Origin of the sequence: Microbacterium luteolum (genome assembly GCF_039533965.1) — a bacterium.
Classification (GTDB): domain Bacteria; phylum Actinomycetota; class Actinomycetes; order Actinomycetales; family Microbacteriaceae; genus Microbacterium; species Microbacterium luteolum.
Genome location: NZ_BAAAUN010000001.1, coordinates 3,567,680 through 3,583,888, shown reverse-complemented (window position 1 = coordinate 3,583,888; position 16,209 = coordinate 3,567,680). Strand labels below are relative to the sequence as shown.

The following is a 16,209-nucleotide window of genomic DNA, read 5'->3' as shown; positions in this document are numbered from 1 at the left end:
CCACACCAGCCAGAGCCCGGATGCCGGCACGAGAACGAATCCGAGGAGGACGAGGAGGTGCCCCTCCCCCAGTCCCGTCGGCTCAGCCCTTCGTGGCTCCCGCCGTGAGCCCGCCCACGATGTACTTCTGCAGGAAGAGGAACAGGATCATCACCGGGATCGCGGCCATGACCGCACCGGCCGAGAACGCCGACCAGTCCGCGTAGCGCGGGTTCGCGACGAGCTTGGTCAGTCCGACGACGAGCGTCTGCTGCTCGACGTCGACGAGCATCACGCTGGCGATCACGTACTCGTTGACGGTGCCGATGAAGGACAGGAGTCCGACGACCGCGAGGATGGGCGCGACCAGGCGCAGGATGATCGTGAAGAAGATGCGGGCGTGACCGGCGCCGTCGATGCGGGCGGCCTCGTCGATCTCCTTCGGGATCGTGTTGAAGAAGCCGTACATGAGATACGTGTTCACGCCCAGCGCGCCGCCGAGGTACACGAGGATGAGCCCGGTGTGCGTGTTCAGCCCGATCGCGGGGAACCAGTCCCCCAGCGTCGACATCAGCAGGAAGATCGCGACGACCGCGAGCAGCTGGGGGAACATCTGCACGACGACGATCGTGACGAGCCCGACCCGGCGTCCGGCGAAGCGCATGCGCGAGAAGGCGTACGCCGCGCAGGCGCCGATGAACACCGTGACCGCTCCGGTCACGACGGCGACGAGCAGGGTGTTGAGGAACCACAGGCCGTAGGGGTTCTGCGGATCGCTGAGGATGCGCACGTAGCTGTCGATCCCGATGGCGGAGAAGAGCTGGTTCGATCCGGTGAGCGTGCCCTTCGGGTTCAACGAGGCCGAGACCACGTACAGCAGGGGGAACAGCGCGAAGGCGCTGACGACGATGGCCACGAGGTGACGCCATCCGGTGTCGGCGAACCAGGCGCCGAAGCTGCGGCGGCGCGGGGCGACGCTCCGCTCGACGGTGACGGGGCTGGCAGTGCTCATCAGTTCAGCTCCTCGAGGGCCTTGGTCTTGCGGAAGCTGATGATCGAGATCGTCGCCACCACGATGAAGATCAGGATGGTGAAGGCGGATGCCAAGCCGTAGTCGCGCGCCTGTCCGGTGAAGGCCACCTTGTAGACCATCGAGATCAGGATGTCGGTGTGACCGACCGGGATCGACACGTCGCTGAAGCGCGGCCCGCCCTTGGTCAGCATGTAGATCAGGTTGAAGTTGTTGAAGTTGAACGCGAACGACGAGATGAGCAGGGGGGCGACCGTCACCAGCAGAAGCGGCAGCTTGATGCGGCGGAAGACCTGCCACGGGTTCGCTCCGTCCATGACCGCGGCCTCGTTCACGTCCTCCGGGATGCCCTGCAGCGCCCCCATGCAGACCAGGAACATGTACGGGAAGCCGAGCCACAGGTTCACCAGCAGCACCGACACCTTGGCGAGCGCCGGATCGGTGAGCCACGGGATGGATGCCCCGCCGAAGATGACCTGGTTGATGAACCCGAAGCTCTCGTTCATCATGCCTGCCCATACGAGGGCCGAGAGGAACGCGGGGAACGCGTACGGGAGGATCAGGATGATGCGGTAGCCGTTGCGGAACCGCATCCGGGTGTTGTTGAAGACCAGGGCGAGCAGCAGGCCCAGGAAGAACGTGGACGCGACCGAGATCAGGGCGAAGGCGAAGGTCCAGATCGTGACCGAGATGAGCGGGCCGCGGATCGATGCGTCGGTGACGGCGCGCACGAAGTTGTCGAACCCGACGGTCGTCTGCCACCCGGGCAGGAGCTCCGCCCCGGCCTCGGACGTGAACGCGCCGGCGCCGGTGTCGGAGTAGACGGTGCCGCTGTCGGTATCCGTGATGGTGTCGGCATCCGCGTCGTACTCGAGAGTCGAGACGTACAGGTAGCCCTTCTGCCCGTCCGGAGCGCGCAGGCTGCCGTCGTTCGGGTCGTCGCTGAAGGGGACGGAGAGCTTGTCGAGCTCTTCGGAGAGCGTGAACACGGTCGCGAGCGGCAGGGTGGTCCAGCCTTCGACCGCGACGGCCTGGCCTCCCTCGAACTCCGCGTCGACCTCCTGCAGCGGCTGCTCCGCAGTGCCGAGCAGCGCGTCTCCGGTCTCGGGGTCGGTGACCAGCAGCCCGTAGCCGCCGAACTGCTCGACGACGGTCACCGGGTAGGTGGGCGAATCCTCGACCCGCTCCTGCGCCGAGGCGAGGAGCGAGGAGATGGCCTGTTCCTTGGTGCCGTTGTGGCCCGTGCCGTAGTTGGTGAAGCCGATGTAGCCCGTGTAGAGCAGCGTGAAGACCTGGAACACCACCAGGAAGATGATGCCGGGCGTCAGATACTTCGCCGCGATGCGCTTGCGAGAGAAGTAGAGATAGTTGACGAGGACCGCGACGGCGACGACGATCCCGAGGATCAGCCACTCCTGGTGGGTGAAGAGCACGAACGCCGCGTAGAGCGCGATCGCATCGACGACCGCGAGCAGCAGGATCTTCAGCAGCAGCCAGCCGATCGGGCCGGACGCGGCCTCCGCGATCTTCGCTGCCTGTCGCTGGCGCGGGGTGGGCGGAGCCGTGGGCTCGACGGTCTCTGTCATGTCGTCCTCGTCATGATCCTGCCGGGGTGGGCGATGCACGCCCACCCCGGCAGAGTCGGTATCTCAGCTGTTACTTGATCGCCGCGGTCACGTCGTCGACGAGCTTCTGCCACGTCGTCGTCGGGTCCTCGCCGTTGATGATCGCCGCCTCGGCGACGCCCCAGAACTGCCAGACCGAGCCCATGGCCGGGATGGCCGGCATCGGGACGGCGTCGGCGCCGACGGCCTGGAAGCCGGCGATGATCGGGTCGGATGCCGCGGAGTCGGCGGCGGCGGTGAGTGCGGGCAGGACGTTGCCGGCCTCGAACAGCGCGAGCTGCACGTCCTCCGTGCCGATGTAGTTCACGAGGAAGTCGTTCGCTGCGACCTTGTTCTTCGACTCGGAGCTGACGAAGAAGCCCTTCACTCCGGCGAACGGCGAGGCCGTCTCCGCCGTCGGGCTCGGCACGGGGTCGATCGCGACGTTGATGCCGGCGTCGACGGCTGCGCCGACGTTCCACGGGCCCGTCAGCCAGAAGGCCGCGGTGCCGTCGAGGAACTGCTGCTTGGCGATCTCGCCGTCGATGTCGGTGTTCAGCGTGCCTGCGGCACCCTGCGCGGCGAGCCAGGCCGCGAAGGCGGTTCCGCCTGCGCTGCCGAGCTGCAGGTCGGTCGAGTCGTAGCTGCCCGAGTCGTCGGTACCGAAGACCGGAGCGCCGAAGGCTGTCTGGAACGGGTAGAGGTGGTACGGGTTGCCCTCGGCGCCCTGCTCCACGACGAAGGCGCCCTTCGAGATCATGTCGTCGAAGCTGGTGGCGGCCGCGGGAACGAGGTCGGCGTTGCGCAGAACCGCGATGTTCTCGACCGCGTACGGGAGCATGTAGACGGTGCCGTCGTAGGTCGCGGCCTGAAGCGCGACGGGCAGATAGTCGGCGGAGCTGTCGCCGAGCTCGAGAGGCGCCACGACCCCGTTCGTCGAGAGCTCGCCGAGCCAGTCGTGCGCGCCCATGACGACGTCGGGGCCCTTGCCGGTCGGGACCTGCTGGATGAAGTCGTCCTTCATGTCGTCGACCGACTTGCCCACGAGCTCGACCTTGACGCCGGTCTTGTCCTCGTACGAGTCCGCAGCACCCTGCAGCGCGTCGACGCGCTCCGCGTCGACCCACACGGTCAGCGTGCCGGCCTTGTCGCCGCCGGACGAGTCGTCACCGCTGGTCCCGGTGGAGCAGCCGGCGAGCGTCAGAGCCGAAACGATGGCGATCGCGCCTGCCGCGACGATGCCCCTCTTGTTCACCTTCATTGGTGTGTGCCTCTCTCAGTGCTGATGGCCTGCAGTACTGCAAGCGCTTACAGTATGCAACGAGATCAGCGGGATTCACAAGGGAAGAGGCTGTCGATATCAACCTGTGACCCGGCACAGCAGGGGGCCGACAGCTGAAAACGCTTCCACGAGTTCACGGATACGGCAGTCTCGATACACTTCTCCTATGGCTGACAGTTCCTTTGACATCGTCTCGAAAGTGGATCACCAGGAGGCCGAGAACGCCCTCAACCAGGCCCGCAAGGAGGTCGAGCAGCGCTACGACTTCAAGGGCACCGGAGCATCGATCGCGTGGAGCGGCGAGCAGATCCTCATCATCGCCAACACGGAGGAGCGAGCGAACGCCATCCTCGACGTGTTCCAGTCCAAGCTCATCAAGCGCGGCATCTCGCTGAAGAGCCTCGAATCCGGAGACCCCTTCGCCAGCGGCAAGGAGTTCCGCATCGTCTCGACCCTCAAGGACGGCATCTCCTCCGAGAACGCGAAGAAGATCAACAAGATCATCCGCGACGAGGGGCCGAAGGGCGTCAAGAGCCAGATCCAGGGCGACGAGCTGCGCGTGCAGTCCAAGAGCCGCGACGATCTCCAGTCCGTGATGGCGCTGCTCCGCGGCTCCGACCTCGAGGTCGACCTGCAGTTCATCAACTACCGCTGAGCCTCCGCGACGGTCGTCGAGACCGAACGCGACACCAGAGACGATTCATCGGATGCCAGGGCATCCGCTGAATCGTTTCGTCGTTTCCGGATCGCATATCGATATACCGGTTTGCATGCCCAAGACTGGGTGGGATCCCGACTCGAGATGCGCCCGCAGGCAGCATGCGTCATGTGAACTTCGGAAAAGTCTTTTGCGCGTAGTGTGTTGGCATCCTGCGCGATCTGTGATGAAGTTGCCCACCCGGGCGCATCACGAGGCCGGGGAGAAGGAAGCAACTGGGGGCGGGGGTCCATGGGCAGCATGGGAACGAAGAGCACGAGCGAGAACAAGCAGCTGCTGGCGGACGAGGTCTTCCAGCACATCGGCCGGCAGATCGTCGATGGGACGCTGGCCCCGGGCCAGCGCATCCGAGACCACGAGGTCGCCGAGCGGCTGCACGTCTCACGGACGCCGGTGCGCGAGGCGCTGCAGCGCCTGGAGCGGCTGGGGATGGTGATCATGTACCCCAGCAGATACACCGAGGTCACTCAGGTCACCACCGACACCATCGCGCAGTCTCTCGCGTTCGCGGGGTACCAGGCGGGGATCGCCGCGCGTCTGGCGGTGCCGCGACTCACCGCGTCGCAGCGCGAGCACGTCGCCCGACTCGTGCAGGCGATGTACGGCTCGCTCCATGACAGCACGTTGACCACCAACACGCGATGGGCGGTCTTCGCCTACTTCGGCGCGCACAGCGAGAACGCCCAGCACTGCACGGTCATCGAGGAGACGACCGTCGCGCTGCTGCGCAATCTCCGCCACTGGACGGTGCCGGTCGACGACCGCGAACGGATGCTGCAGGTCTACGTCGACTTCCATGACGCCGTCCTCCGCGGAGACGGCGACGAGGCGGAGCGCCTCACCCGGGCGATGCACTACGTGTGATCGAGCGACCGTCGGACGCACGCCAGCCGGCGACCCAGCGTCCGAGTCGTCGATACGCGTCTTCCCTCGCCTCGTGCCGGGAGAGGAACACGTCGTGCAGGGCACCGTCGATCCGTTCCACCGTGACGGAGGGTCCGAGATGCAGGGCCGCGCGCGCGATGTCGTCGACGACCAGCACGGAGTCCGCGGCGGTGAGCTCCTCCGACCACCGGGTGGGCACGGCCGAGCGAGCCGAGAGGAGCACGCAGACCGGCACCGGGATCGACAGCCCGGACGCGACCGTCCGGTGGCCTGACAGGATGGCGTGCAGCCAGCCGGCGTACACCGCCATCGTCTGCGCGGGGCGCCAGAGCGGATTCACCTCCATCGGATCGTCCGGATCCGCGACCTCCTGCTGCGCCCTCGAGTAGAAGCCGAGATCGACCTGCGGGGCCACCTCGCGCGGACGGATCCTCGCCTGCAGCTCCACCATCGGCGCGATCGCCGCACGCACCGGCGCGATCTGGAACTCCAGCCACGGACTGTTCAGGATCACCGCATCCGCGGCCTCCGGATGGCGCGATGCCCAAAGGCTCAGGACCAGTCCGCCGGTCGAGTGACCGAGGAGCACCAGCTTGCGACCGTCGCTTCCATCGATCGCGTGCCCCATCGCGTCGAGCGCCGCGGCGATGTCCTCGTCGTAGGTCGCGAGATCGGCGACATATCCCGGCGTCTGTCCGTCGCGGAGGCTGCGGCCGTACTTGCGCAGGTCGAGCGCGAAGAAGCGCGCTCCCCTCGATGTCCAGAAGCGGGCGAGGCGCTTCTGGAAGAAGTAGTCGGACCAGCCGTGCACGTACAGCACGTCGACGCCGTCGAGCATCGGGGTCCGTCCGCGCAGCCGATCCCACCATCCCTGCTCGGGCGGCAGCGCACGGACGAGCGTGGCCACGACCGGCCCCTGATCGTCGTCGCCGAGAGCGAGCGTGAGCTGCTCGAACTCGTCGCCGAGAACGTCTGCGATCCAGTCGGCCATGCGCTCCTCCCCCGTCGCCAGGTTAGCCGAGGACACTACTGCGGCGCCGGACGCCCGACGGTGAAGTTCTGCACGACCTGCTCGGCGATCGGCGTCAGGTCCGAGATCCCGGAGCCCTGATAGGTGGTGAGGCGGATCCAATCCGTACCGAGACGCAGATCGATCAGCGGGCGATCGAACTCGTCGACGCCGCGGAGTGCGGCATCCGCTCCCTCGATCTCGACGGCTGTGCCGCCCTCGATCCGCTCGAAGGCCCACGCGCCGCCGGGCAGGGTGGTGATCGTCAGGAACCCCTGCGATTCGTACTCGTTCCCGTTGGAGGCGTAGTGGCAGATGCGCGACCCGTTGACCACCTGATAGACCTCTGACGGGATGCCCCAGCCGCCGAAGGAGTCCCTGAGGACGACCTCGGTGCCGAGGTCCTCGCCGAGCTCCACGGCGGTCAGGTACCGGGCGCACTCCACTCCGACGATGTCGCTCGGGGCGAGCTCGACCTGCGTACTCGTGGCTACGGCCGCGGCCGCGATGCGGCGCAGCCCCTCGTCGATGCGCCCGGCGTCGTCGGCCGCAAGCTCCGGGTCGAACACGAGACCGGAGACGAGGACGTCGCCGTCGACCACCTGGAGGACGCACATCCCGTTGCCCTCGTAGCGGGCCTCCTCGCCCCACCATCCGCCGCGGGATTCCGCGCCCGTGATCACGGTCTGCGCTCCGGGAACGATGGTCACCTCCCAGCTGCGCGAGTCGTCTCCCGTCGAGCAGGCGATGCCCCCGGCCCGCTGGAACGCATACAGAGCGGGCCCGGGGTACCAGTTGGGCATCGAGACGAGCGACAGGTGCTCCTCGACCGCACCGGCGGGAGGGCCGACGAGGGCGGACATCTCCGCCGCCACGTCGTCGCAGGTCACATCGAACGCGGGCGTCGGCGCGACGATCGGATCGGGGGTCGGCGTCGGGGTCGCCGAGGGCGACGGATCGACCGACACGGTGGGCTTCGGGTCGGGCGTGGGTGTGCAGCCGGACACGAGCAGGAGCGCAACCGCGCCGAGGATGAGGAGAGATCGGCGTCGCATGCACTCAGCCTAGGAGAGCATCTCCGACAGGTCGGGACCTGCTCGCAACGATCCGGTGACGGCCCTACTCGCCGCGCGAGACCCGCACCATCTCGTCGCGAGGAACGACCTTCACTCGGGCGCGCTCGTGCGGTGCGCCGAGTCCGATCTCGTGCTCGTCGAGACGGTGCCACCCCTCGAGGTCGGTCCACTTCACTCCGCGCTCCTGCAGGAGGGCGGGGATCGACTCCTCCGACGGGTCCTCCGGCTGCCACCACGACCCCTGGTCGTTGATGATGTGCCGGACGGTCTCCATGGCGTCGGACTTCGTGTGGCCGATCAGGCCGACCGGTCCGCGCTTGATCCAGCCCGTCGCGTAGATGCCGGGCACGCGCTGGTTGGAGTCCTTCGCGAGCACCTGGCCCTCGCGGTTCGGGATGACCCCGTGCTTCTTGTCGAAGGGGACGCCGGGCAGGGGCGAGCCGAAGTAGCCGATCGCACGATACAGCGCCTGGATCGGCACCTCGCGCAGCTCGCCGGTGCCGACCGCTCCACCCTCGCCGTCCGGCTGGGTGCGCTCGTAGACGAGCGCAGCGACGCGGCCGTCCTCGTCCTTGCGGACCTCGATGGGCCGCGCCCAGAAGTGCAGGTGCAGGCGCCGCGATGCCGTGCCGCCCGCGTTGTTCACCGAGTCGCGCTTGCGCCACGACTGCAGGACGCGGTCGATCACCATGACCTGCTTGTTGCTCGCGACCGCCTCCTTCGAGGCCTCGTCGTAGTCGAAGTCCTCGTCGTAGACGACCATGTCGACATCGCGCAGCTCGCCGAGCTCGCGCAGCTCCAGCGGCGTGAACTTCACCTGCGCGGGGCCGCGGCGTCCGAACACGTGCACGTCGGTGACTGCGCTGGCCTGCAGGCCCTCGTAGACGTTCGCCGGCACCTCGGTGACGAGCAGATCCTCCGCGTGCTTGGCCAGCATCCGCGCGACGTCGAGCGCGACGTTGCCGTTGCCGATCACCGCGACCGACTCGGCGTCCAGCGGCCACTCGCGCGGGACGTCGGGGTGGCCGTCGAACCAGCTGACGTAGTCGGCCGCCCCGTAGGAGGCGACCGCGTCGACACCGGGGATGTCCATCGACGTGTCCCGGATGGCGCCGGTCGCGAAGATGACGGCGTTGTAGTGGTGCTTGAGGTCTTCGAGCGTGATGTCCTCGCCGAAGCGGACGTTTCCGAACAGGCGGATGTCGCCGCGGTCGAGCACATCCCGGAGCGCTCCGATGATGCCCTTGATGCGGGGGTGATCGGGCGCGACGCCGTAGCGGACCAGGCCGTAGGGCGCCGGGAGCTGTTCGAACAGGTCGATGGAGACGTCGAACTTGCGCTCGGCCTTCAGCAGGATGTCCGCGGCGTAGATGCCTGCGGGGCCCGCACCGACGATGGCCAGTCTGAGCTTGGTCATGGGAGGTCCTTTCGTGTGCCGTCGCGCCCGTCGTGCGACCTCGCGGGTCGCAGGGCCGGATTCAGCTGGAGCGATCGGCGAGGGTCTCAGCGAATCGGGTCAGCGCCTCACGCACCGTGCCGCGCGGGAGCGGGCCGAGCGCATCGATGGCATCCTGCGTCCAGGCGTGGGCGAGTTCGAGGGTCTTCTGCGTCACCGCATGGTCGCGCAACTCGTCGAGAGGGCCGTCGAGGAGCGCCGGATCGGCGCCGTCGGCGATGAGGGCGACCCCGGCGTCGATGCGCGCGGCCAGGTCGACGGATGCCGCATCGGGCTCGGCCTTGAGCAGCAGGTAGGGCATGGTGGGCACCCCGGCACGCAGGTCGGTGCCCGGCACCTTCCCGGTGTCCTCGGGCTTCGCCGAGAGGTCGATCACGTCGTCCATGAGCTGGAACGCGACGCCGATCTTCTCGCCATAGACCCGCATCGGCTCTTCGTACTCGGCCGGGGCGTTGGAGAAGATGACTCCGCCCTGCGTCGCGGCGGCGATCAGCGAACCGGTCTTGTCGGCGAGCACCTGGATGTAGAACTGGATCGGATCGTCATCCGGCTGCGCGCCGATCGTCTCGTGCATCTGCCCGAGCACGAGGCGTTCGAACGTGTCGGCCTGGAGACGGATGGCGCGCTCGCCGAGCCGTGACATCAGCTGGCTGGCGCGCGAGAACAGGATGTCGCCGGTGAGGATCGCGATGCTGTTGCCCCAGACCGCATGGGCGGCGGGGACGCCGCGCCGACGGTCGGCCCCGTCCATGACATCGTCGTGGTACAGCGAGCCCAGATGCGTGATCTCCAGCGCCTTCGCGACGTCGATCACCTCGTCCGTGTTCCCCTCGCCGAGCTGGGCGGCGAGCAGCGTCAGCACGGGACGGATCCGCTTGCCGCCCGCCTCGTAGAGATACCGGCTCGCGGCGTCGGCCAGCGGATCGGCGACACGCACGTCTTCGGCCAGCCCGGTCTCGACACGCTCCAGACCGTCTTCGATGGCGCGCGCGACGCCGCGGGCGGCGGGGCCGATGAAGACGCGATCGCTGAAGCCGAGACGGCTCGCCAGTCGCGAACCCGGGGCGATGGGGCTCGAAGTCACGGTCCCAGCCTACCTTCGTCGGGTGCAGCGGATTTCGCCCGGGATTCTCACTCGGGCTTGCGGGCTCTGTGCAGGGCGACGATGCCGAAGGAGAGGTTGCGGTACGCGACGTCGACCCAGCCGGCTTCGCGGATCCACGCCGAGAGCTTCTTCTGATCCGGCCACTCGCGGATCGACTCGTTGAGGTAGTCGTAGGCGTCGCCGTTCGTGCCCGCGACCCGGGCCACCCGCGGCAGCACCTGGTCGTTGTAGAAGCGGTAGGCGCCGCGGAAGATCTTGGCCGGCGGTGTGGAGAACTCGTTGATCACGAGACGCCCTCCCGGCTTGGTCACGCGGAGCAGTTCGCGGAGCGCCTTCTTCGGGTCGCTCACGTTGCGCAGGGCGTACGACATCGTGACCGCGTCGAACTCGGCATCCGCGAAGGGCAGGTCCGTGGCGTCGGCCTGCACGAAGGAGAGGTTGCGCATCGCGCCGTGCCGGCGCTGCCCCTCGGCCAGCATCCCCGGCGAGAAGTCGGCAGCGATCACCTCGGCGCCGCTGCGGGCGAGGGATGCCGAGGACGAAGCGGTGCCCGCCCCGAGATCGAGGATGCGCTCCCCCGGCTTCGGCGCGACGGCCCTCGTGGTCGCCGCGCGCCAGAGCGCGTCGTTGCCGAAGGTCATCGCGGTGTTCGTGCGGTCGTAGCCGGCGGCGACCTGGTCGAACATGCCGCTCACGCGGGCGGGGTCCTTGCCGAGATCGGCGCGGTTCTTCTCGTTCGGGGTCACGCGTTCAGTCTAGGCGCGAGGTCCAGGGCTTCGAGGCGGTCGAGCCAGACATCGGCCGTGGCGTCGTCGAACGGCGCGGCCCGGGTGCGGACGCGCTCCTCGAGGTCGAGCGCGAGGGCTTCGAGGCGGGTCATGATCTCGGCCGGATAGCCGTACTGCACGCTGTGCTCGGCCCACTCGTCACGGTCGTCGACCCAGGTCCCGCGCTCGCCCTCGACGCGCACGACGTCGAGGTCCATGTCGATGCCGGTCGCCAGCAGCGGGTCCTCCGACCAGCGGACGTCCCATCCGAGGTCGATGTAGATGCGCATGCCGTTCGGGTGATCGCGGTTGACCGTGAGCGCGAAGTCGGTCTGCCGAGGCACGAGGGTGACGTTCGGTCCCGCAGCGATGAACTGCGCGCCGGGGCGGGCGCTCTGCCATCCGACCGGCTGTCCGATCCAGTCGCCCCACTGGTCGGCGCCGAGGTACACGCACTCATGACGCCAATGCGGGGATCCGTCCCACTTGCGCCACTGGAAGATCATCTCGGCGCCGACGGCAGGACGTGCATCGCTCATGCGCCCACCCTACGACGACGCGGATCCGGGTCTTCCGCGCGGCATAGGCTGGAGACGTGCACACCACCCACCTGGTCGTGGAGACCCGCGAGATCGACCCGGTCGAGGACCTCCTGGCCTACGCGGATCCCGCCCGCCCGCTCGCCTGGCTGCGCCGTGGCGACGGCATCGTCTCGGTCGGCGAGCCCCTGGCGGCCATCCGCCCGCCCGCCGGAGGAGCAGAGCCGCGCAGCGCGTCCCTCGCCACCTTCTGGCGGGGCATGGCCGGCCAGGCCGAGATCGACGACACCGTCGGGCTCCCCGGCACCGGGCTGGTGGCTTTCGGCGCATTCGCCTTCGATGAGGAGTCGGCCGCCGACAGCGTGCTGATCGTCCCGACGCAGGTGCTCGGCCGGCACGGCGACCGCTTCTGGCGCACGCGCATCCGCATCGCTGTCGCCCCGCCGACGGAAGAGGACCTCGTCACCCAGCCGTACGGACCCCACTGGGCGGGCACCGTGGGCCCCGGTGCGCAGAGCCCGCAGGGCTACCAGGACTCGGTCCGAGCCGCGCTCGCGCGCATCGCCGACGGCGAGCTGAGCAAGGTCGTGCTGGCCAGAGACCTCACCGGCAGCATCCCGGCCGGCTCCGATCTGCGCCGCCTCGTCCGCGCCCTGTCGACCGGCTACCCCGACACCTGGGCCTTCTCGGTGGACGGACTGATCGGAGCGAGCCCGGAGACGTTGGTGACCGTGCAGAAGGGCACGGTCACGGCACGCGTCCTCGCCGGCACGATCGGACGCGGAGCCGACGCGGATGCCGACACCGCGGCATCCGCTCATCTCGCCTCGAGCACCAAGGACCTCGACGAGCACCAGTACGCCGTGCAGAGCGTGCTCGCCTCGCTCCGCCCGCATACGCGGGCGCTGGCCGCGAGCGAGCAGCCGTTCCTGCTCAAGCTGCCGAACCTGTTCCACCTGGCCACCGATGTCGAGGGCGAGCTCGACGACGGCGAGTCGGCGCTCGACCTCATCCGGGCACTGCACCCGACGGCCGCCGTGGCCGGGACGCCGACCTCGGCCGCGATCGCCGCGATCCGCGACCTCGAGCCGTTCGACCGCGGGCGCTATGCCGGGCCGGTCGGATGGGTGGATGCCGCGGGCAACGGCGAGTGGGCGATCGCGCTGCGCTGCGCGCAGTTCACCACCGCCGACGACGACATCCGCGTGACGGCGTACGCGGGCGCGGGCATCGTCGCGGGCTCCGACCCGGAGTCGGAGCTGCTGGAGACCAGGGTCAAGTTCCGCCCGCTGGTCGACGCGCTCGCCTGACGGCTCAGCTCGCGGCGAGGCGCTTCTTCTCGGCCTCGACGTCGAAGTCGGCGGCGGGCCACTGCGGATCGATGTCCTCGAGCGCCGCGAGCAGCAGCTCCTGCACGGCCAGACGCGCGAACCACTTGGAGTTCGCCGGCACGACGTACCAGGGGGCGGCCTCGGTGGAGGTGCGGTCGAACACGGTCTGATACGCCTCCATGTACTGCGGCCACAGCAGCCGTTCGTCGACGTCGCCCGGGTTGTACTTCCAGTGCTTGTCGGGGCGCTCGAGGCGCTCCATGAGACGCGCCTTCTGCTCCTCCGGCGAGATGTGCAGCATGACCTTCACGATGCGGGTGCCGGATGCCGCCACCCGTGCCTCGAACTCGTTGATCGCGTCGTAGCGGCGCTCGATCTCTGGTCCGTCCGCGAGCTCGCGCACGCGTCCGATCAGCACGTCCTCGTAGTGGGAACGGTCGAAGACCCCGATGAACCCGGGCTCCGGAAGGCGCTTCTCGATGCGCCAGAGGAAGTCGTGCGTGCGCTCCTCGGCGGTCGGCGCCTTGAACGCCGCGAGCGAGACGCCCTGCGGGTCGACGCCGCCGACGACGTGCCGCACGATCCCGCCCTTGCCCGCCGAGTCCATCGCCTGCAGCACCAGCAGCACCGAGTCCTTCGCGACGCCGACGCGGCTCTCGGCGAAGAGCCGCTCCTGCAGGACGTTGAGATTCACGAGTCCCGCGGCGAGGTCTTTCGCGCCGTGCGCCTTGCCCTTGTCGTAACCGGGCTTGGCGTCGGGGTCGACGTCGGCAAGGCGGAAGCCGTCGGCGACCCGCAGCGTGTTCGTCCAGGTGTGCGCGTTCATACGCACATCCTGCCAGTCATCGCGGCAGCGGGACCTCGATGATCTGACGTCCGCCACGCGGCGACGTGAGCGCCTGATCGAGCGCGGTGCGGGTGGTGACGCGCTGGTACTCCCAGCCGTAGGCGCGGGCGAGATGCTCGAGGCGCACCGTGTGCGGCGTGTAGAAGGCGCGGTCGAGATCGGCCGGACGGGCGGATGCCGCGACCTCGAGGGAGTCGAAGATCGTGCCGCCGCCGTCGTTGCCGACGATGACCTGCACGCGGGGCTCGATCTCGTCCGGCGGGAGCAGCAGTGCGCCGACGTCGTGCAGGAACGCGAGATCGCCGAGCAGCACGCGGGTGATGCCCGGGGCGCCCGCGGCCTGGCTGGCGAGGGCGATGCCCGTGGCGGTGGCGATCGTGCCGTCGATGCCGGCCAGCCCGCGGTTGGCGTGCACGGGGACCTTCTTGCCGCCGAGCACCGCGTCGGCGACGCGCACGAGCCGCGACGACCCGAACATCAGCCGGTCGTGCGGCCACGTCGCCCGCCACACCGCATCGACGAGGAGCTCCCGGTCGAGCGGACGGCGGACGGCGTCGAGCTCGGCCTTGACGGCGTCCCGGCGGGCGGCGAAGTCCTTCGATGCGAGGGCGTCCGGATCGGGGGCGTGCTCGCTCAGGTCGACGGCTTCGGCGGCGGAGGCCGCGAGCCACTCGCCGAGCCAGGTGCGGTCGACATCACCGGCCGCGACGACGACGGCGCCGACACCGAGGGTGCGGCCGTTGAGGTTCAGCTCCTCGCCGCCCCGTCGCACGGCGACGACGTCGACGCCCTCCCGGGACAGGAGCGCGGCCACCTCGCGGCTCAGCGTCGGATGGCCCAGGACGACCACCCGCTCGATGCGGCCGCCGAGGTCGTCGCGCCGCAGGAGCGCACGATAGCCGTGCACGACCTGGCGGCCGAAGCGGGACCCGCTGACGATCTCGGCGATCAGGGGCCAGCCGCCGGCGTGCGCGATCCCCTCGGCCGCCGCTCCCGCGTCGGCGCCCGCGACGACCACCGTGCGAGGTCCGAGCTCGAGCACGAAGGACTCGGCAGCGACCGCGCGGGGCGCGTCACCCGAGACGATCGCGAGCGCGGGTGGGAGTCCGGAGAGCGGCTCCCGCGACGGCAGGTTCAGATGCACGGGGCCCGCGACGCCGGGCAGACCGGCGGCAGCGTCCGAGACGCCCATCGCCGCCTCGATCGCGCGTGCCGCGAGGCCGCTCCACTCGCCGTCTCCGGGAACGGGCGCGTCGATCTGGTCGCGCACCCAGCGGTCGAAGAAGCGCTCCTGCCGGGTGGCCTGGTTCGCCCCGACACCGCGCAGCTCAGGAGGGCGGTCGGCGGTGAGGAGCAGCAGCGGCACTCCGGAGTGGAATGCCTCCATCGCAGCGGGCAGCAGGTTGGCGACGGCCGTGCCCGAGGTGCAGATCACCGCGGCGGGGACACCCGTCTCCCGACCGATGCCGAGCGCGGTGAATCCGGCGACGCGCTCATCGATGCGCACGTGCACGCGGAGCGCGCCCTCATCGGCGAGGCGCACCGCGGCGAGCGCGAGCGCCTGCGAACGGGACCCCGGCGAGAGCACCACGTCGCGCACTCCGTGCACGACGAGATCGGCGAGCAGCGATGCCGCGGCATCGGATGCCGGCGATGATGTCACGGGCGCGAATCCGCGGCGGGAGGCTCGTCGGTCTCCTCGTCCAGGCGCGCGAGCTCCTCTTCGAGGCGCTTGATGCGGGCGTCCTGCTCGGTCTTGCCGATGCTCTGGAGGAACGTGGGATCGTCGTCGGGAGCGAGCACCCGACGCTGGCTCTGATCGTTCGCGCGACGGCGTCCGATCGTGAACCAGAGGATGCCGCCGATCACGGGGATCAGCACCACGATGGCGATCCAGGCGGCCTTGGGCACGCCACGGTGCCGCGTCGCCGGCTGCACAGCGCAGTCGACGATGCTGAACACCCAGAACACGGCGGCCAGGAAGCCCCCGACGATCAGTAGTCTCGCCACCCTTACAGTGTAGGCGCGTCCACGGTGTCACAGCTCCGGAGTCGGCAGAGGCACCGTTGCTAGACTGCGCGGGAAATGCTGCCCTCATCGCCGGACCGGATGCCGCGAGCGCGGGCCGAGCGGATGCTGGTCGTCAGGATCGCCATCGCCGTCGGCCTCGCGCTCCTGCTGGTCGTGGGAGCGTGGTCCACCTCGCACGGCTCGGCCGACGTGCATGCGTCGCTCTGCCTCGCACCGGGCGTCGCGCACCCCGCGGGCTCCTCGAACTCCGGCGAGCAGCACGACGGAGCATCCGCGGTCGATGTCCTGTCATCCGATGCGGCGCTCTGCGTCATCGCGGTGCTCTGCGGCGTCGCACTGGCCCTGCTCTTCCTGCGGTTGCGCGGCGCGACCGGCCGAGCACTCGGCGGACTCGTTGCCCGTCCGACGTCACCGCCGCGTGCCGGCCCCGCCCGGCTCCTTCCCGCTCTCACCCTCACGCAGCTCTCCCTCTCCCGCACCTGAACCTCGACGCGCTTCGAGCCGCCTCGCGCGGCATCCATCCCGTCGTACCCCTGTGTCTGGAGACCCC

The 16,209-nt window shown here is 69.3% G+C and carries 16 protein-coding genes; 4 read left to right on the top strand and 12 right to left on the bottom strand.

What is annotated here, in order from left to right; all coding sequences use genetic code 11:
* Positions 1-82: 82 nt before the first annotated feature.
* The 3 genes from ABD648_RS17350 to ABD648_RS17340 all read right to left on the bottom strand — a co-directional run bounded on the left by ABD648_RS17350 (position 83) and on the right by ABD648_RS17340 (position 3,874).
* Positions 83-991: a sugar ABC transporter permease gene (locus tag ABD648_RS17350; RefSeq protein ID WP_282216212.1), complete on the bottom strand. Its 909-nt coding sequence runs from the start codon at positions 989-991 to the stop codon at positions 83-85.
* A complete protein-coding gene (locus ABD648_RS17345; RefSeq protein ID WP_282216211.1) occupies positions 991-2,595 on the bottom strand; it encodes an ABC transporter permease subunit in 1,605 nt (534 codons plus the stop codon). Before ABD648_RS17345 ends, ABD648_RS17350 begins: the two co-directional genes overlap by 1 nt.
* Positions 2,596-2,665: 70 nt before the next feature.
* Positions 2,666-3,874 (bottom strand): sugar ABC transporter substrate-binding protein, encoded by a 1,209-nt coding sequence (locus ABD648_RS17340; protein WP_282216210.1) that lies wholly within the window; start codon positions 3,872-3,874, stop codon positions 2,666-2,668.
* Positions 3,875-4,061: 187 nt separating this feature from the next.
* Between ABD648_RS17340 and ABD648_RS17335 the strand changes: the two genes are divergently transcribed.
* Together ABD648_RS17335 and ABD648_RS17330 are read left to right on the top strand one after the other, a co-directional pair.
* On the top strand, positions 4,062-4,550 hold the full coding sequence (locus ABD648_RS17335; RefSeq protein ID WP_282216209.1) for a YajQ family cyclic di-GMP-binding protein: 489 nt from the start codon (positions 4,062-4,064) through the stop codon (positions 4,548-4,550).
* 294 nt (positions 4,551-4,844) lie between these two features.
* Positions 4,845-5,477 (top strand): GntR family transcriptional regulator, encoded by a 633-nt coding sequence (locus ABD648_RS17330; protein WP_282216208.1) that lies wholly within the window; start codon positions 4,845-4,847, stop codon positions 5,475-5,477.
* On the opposite strand, the gene ABD648_RS17325 is transcribed toward ABD648_RS17330, so the two are convergent.
* The 6 genes from ABD648_RS17325 to ABD648_RS17300 all read right to left on the bottom strand — a co-directional run bounded on the left by ABD648_RS17325 (position 5,452) and on the right by ABD648_RS17300 (position 11,450).
* Entirely contained in the window at positions 5,452-6,489 is a 1,038-nt protein-coding gene (locus ABD648_RS17325) for an alpha/beta hydrolase (protein WP_282216207.1), read from the bottom strand. The two genes, ABD648_RS17330 and ABD648_RS17325, sit on opposite strands and share 26 nt — an antisense overlap.
* A gap of 35 nt (positions 6,490-6,524) precedes the next feature.
* Positions 6,525-7,562 carry a hypothetical protein gene (locus ABD648_RS17320; RefSeq protein ID WP_282216206.1) on the bottom strand — a complete coding sequence of 346 codons (1,038 nt, stop codon included), beginning with the start codon at positions 7,560-7,562 and terminating at the stop codon, positions 6,525-6,527.
* Between the two features lie 64 nt (positions 7,563-7,626).
* On the bottom strand, positions 7,627-9,000 hold the full coding sequence (locus ABD648_RS17315; protein ID WP_282216205.1) for an FAD-dependent oxidoreductase: 1,374 nt from the start codon (positions 8,998-9,000) through the stop codon (positions 7,627-7,629).
* A gap of 61 nt (positions 9,001-9,061) precedes the next feature.
* Entirely contained in the window at positions 9,062-10,123 is a 1,062-nt protein-coding gene (locus ABD648_RS17310; protein WP_282216204.1) for a polyprenyl synthetase family protein, read from the bottom strand.
* Positions 10,124-10,170: 47 nt separating this feature from the next.
* Entirely contained in the window at positions 10,171-10,890 is a 720-nt protein-coding gene (locus ABD648_RS17305) for a class I SAM-dependent methyltransferase (protein WP_282216203.1), read from the bottom strand.
* On the bottom strand, positions 10,887-11,450 hold the full coding sequence (locus ABD648_RS17300) for a DUF402 domain-containing protein (protein ID WP_282216202.1): 564 nt from the start codon (positions 11,448-11,450) through the stop codon (positions 10,887-10,889). The genes ABD648_RS17305 and ABD648_RS17300 overlap by 4 nt, the downstream gene beginning before the upstream one ends.
* A 56-nt stretch (positions 11,451-11,506) precedes the next feature.
* Between ABD648_RS17300 and ABD648_RS17295 the strand changes: the two genes are divergently transcribed.
* Positions 11,507-12,760 (top strand): isochorismate synthase, encoded by a 1,254-nt coding sequence (locus tag ABD648_RS17295; protein ID WP_282216201.1) that lies wholly within the window; start codon positions 11,507-11,509, stop codon positions 12,758-12,760.
* Between the two features lie 4 nt (positions 12,761-12,764).
* Here the strand turns inward: ABD648_RS17295 and ABD648_RS17290 are convergent, their stop codons facing one another.
* From ABD648_RS17290 to ABD648_RS17280, 3 genes are read right to left on the bottom strand one after another with little or no spacing between them, the layout of a single operon-like run.
* Positions 12,765-13,607 (bottom strand): polyphosphate kinase 2 family protein, encoded by an 843-nt coding sequence (locus ABD648_RS17290; protein ID WP_282216200.1) that lies wholly within the window; start codon positions 13,605-13,607, stop codon positions 12,765-12,767.
* A gap of 16 nt (positions 13,608-13,623) precedes the next feature.
* On the bottom strand, positions 13,624-15,291 hold the full coding sequence (gene menD / locus ABD648_RS17285) for a 2-succinyl-5-enolpyruvyl-6-hydroxy-3-cyclohexene-1-carboxylic-acid synthase (RefSeq protein ID WP_282216199.1): 1,668 nt from the start codon (positions 15,289-15,291) through the stop codon (positions 13,624-13,626).
* Positions 15,288-15,638 (bottom strand): PLD nuclease N-terminal domain-containing protein, encoded by a 351-nt coding sequence (locus tag ABD648_RS17280; protein ID WP_282216198.1) that lies wholly within the window; start codon positions 15,636-15,638, stop codon positions 15,288-15,290. Before ABD648_RS17280 ends, menD begins: the two co-directional genes overlap by 4 nt.
* A 75-nt stretch (positions 15,639-15,713) precedes the next feature.
* Here ABD648_RS17280 and ABD648_RS17275 point away from each other — a divergent pair, with 75 nt between their 5' ends.
* Complete coding sequence (locus ABD648_RS17275) at positions 15,714-16,142, top strand: hypothetical protein (protein WP_282216197.1); 429 nt, start codon at positions 15,714-15,716, stop codon at positions 16,140-16,142.
* Positions 16,143-16,209 lie beyond the last annotated feature (67 nt).

Excerpts from the sequence above, each read along its gene's own strand:
- ABD648_RS17315 (WP_282216205.1), bottom strand. The coding sequence starts at position 9,000 with ATGACCAAGCTCAGACTGGCCATCGTCGGTGCGGGCCCCGCAGGCATC.
- ABD648_RS17340 (WP_282216210.1), bottom strand. The coding sequence starts at position 3,874 with ATGAAGGTGAACAAGAGGGGCATCGTCGCGGCAGGCGCGATCGCCATC.
- ABD648_RS17300 (WP_282216202.1), bottom strand. The coding sequence starts at position 11,450 with ATGAGCGATGCACGTCCTGCCGTCGGCGCCGAGATGATCTTCCAGTGG.
- ABD648_RS17320 (WP_282216206.1), bottom strand. The coding sequence starts at position 7,562 with ATGCGACGCCGATCTCTCCTCATCCTCGGCGCGGTTGCGCTCCTGCTC.
- ABD648_RS17350 (WP_282216212.1), bottom strand. The coding sequence starts at position 991 with ATGAGCACTGCCAGCCCCGTCACCGTCGAGCGGAGCGTCGCCCCGCGC.
- ABD648_RS17275 (WP_282216197.1), top strand. The coding sequence starts at position 15,714 with ATGCTGCCCTCATCGCCGGACCGGATGCCGCGAGCGCGGGCCGAGCGG.
- ABD648_RS17330 (WP_282216208.1), top strand. The coding sequence starts at position 4,845 with ATGGGCAGCATGGGAACGAAGAGCACGAGCGAGAACAAGCAGCTGCTG.
- ABD648_RS17290 (WP_282216200.1), bottom strand. The coding sequence starts at position 13,607 with ATGAACGCGCACACCTGGACGAACACGCTGCGGGTCGCCGACGGCTTC.
- ABD648_RS17325 (WP_282216207.1), bottom strand. The coding sequence starts at position 6,489 with ATGGCCGACTGGATCGCAGACGTTCTCGGCGACGAGTTCGAGCAGCTC.
- ABD648_RS17335 (WP_282216209.1), top strand. The coding sequence starts at position 4,062 with ATGGCTGACAGTTCCTTTGACATCGTCTCGAAAGTGGATCACCAGGAG.
- ABD648_RS17345 (WP_282216211.1), bottom strand. The coding sequence starts at position 2,595 with ATGACAGAGACCGTCGAGCCCACGGCTCCGCCCACCCCGCGCCAGCGA.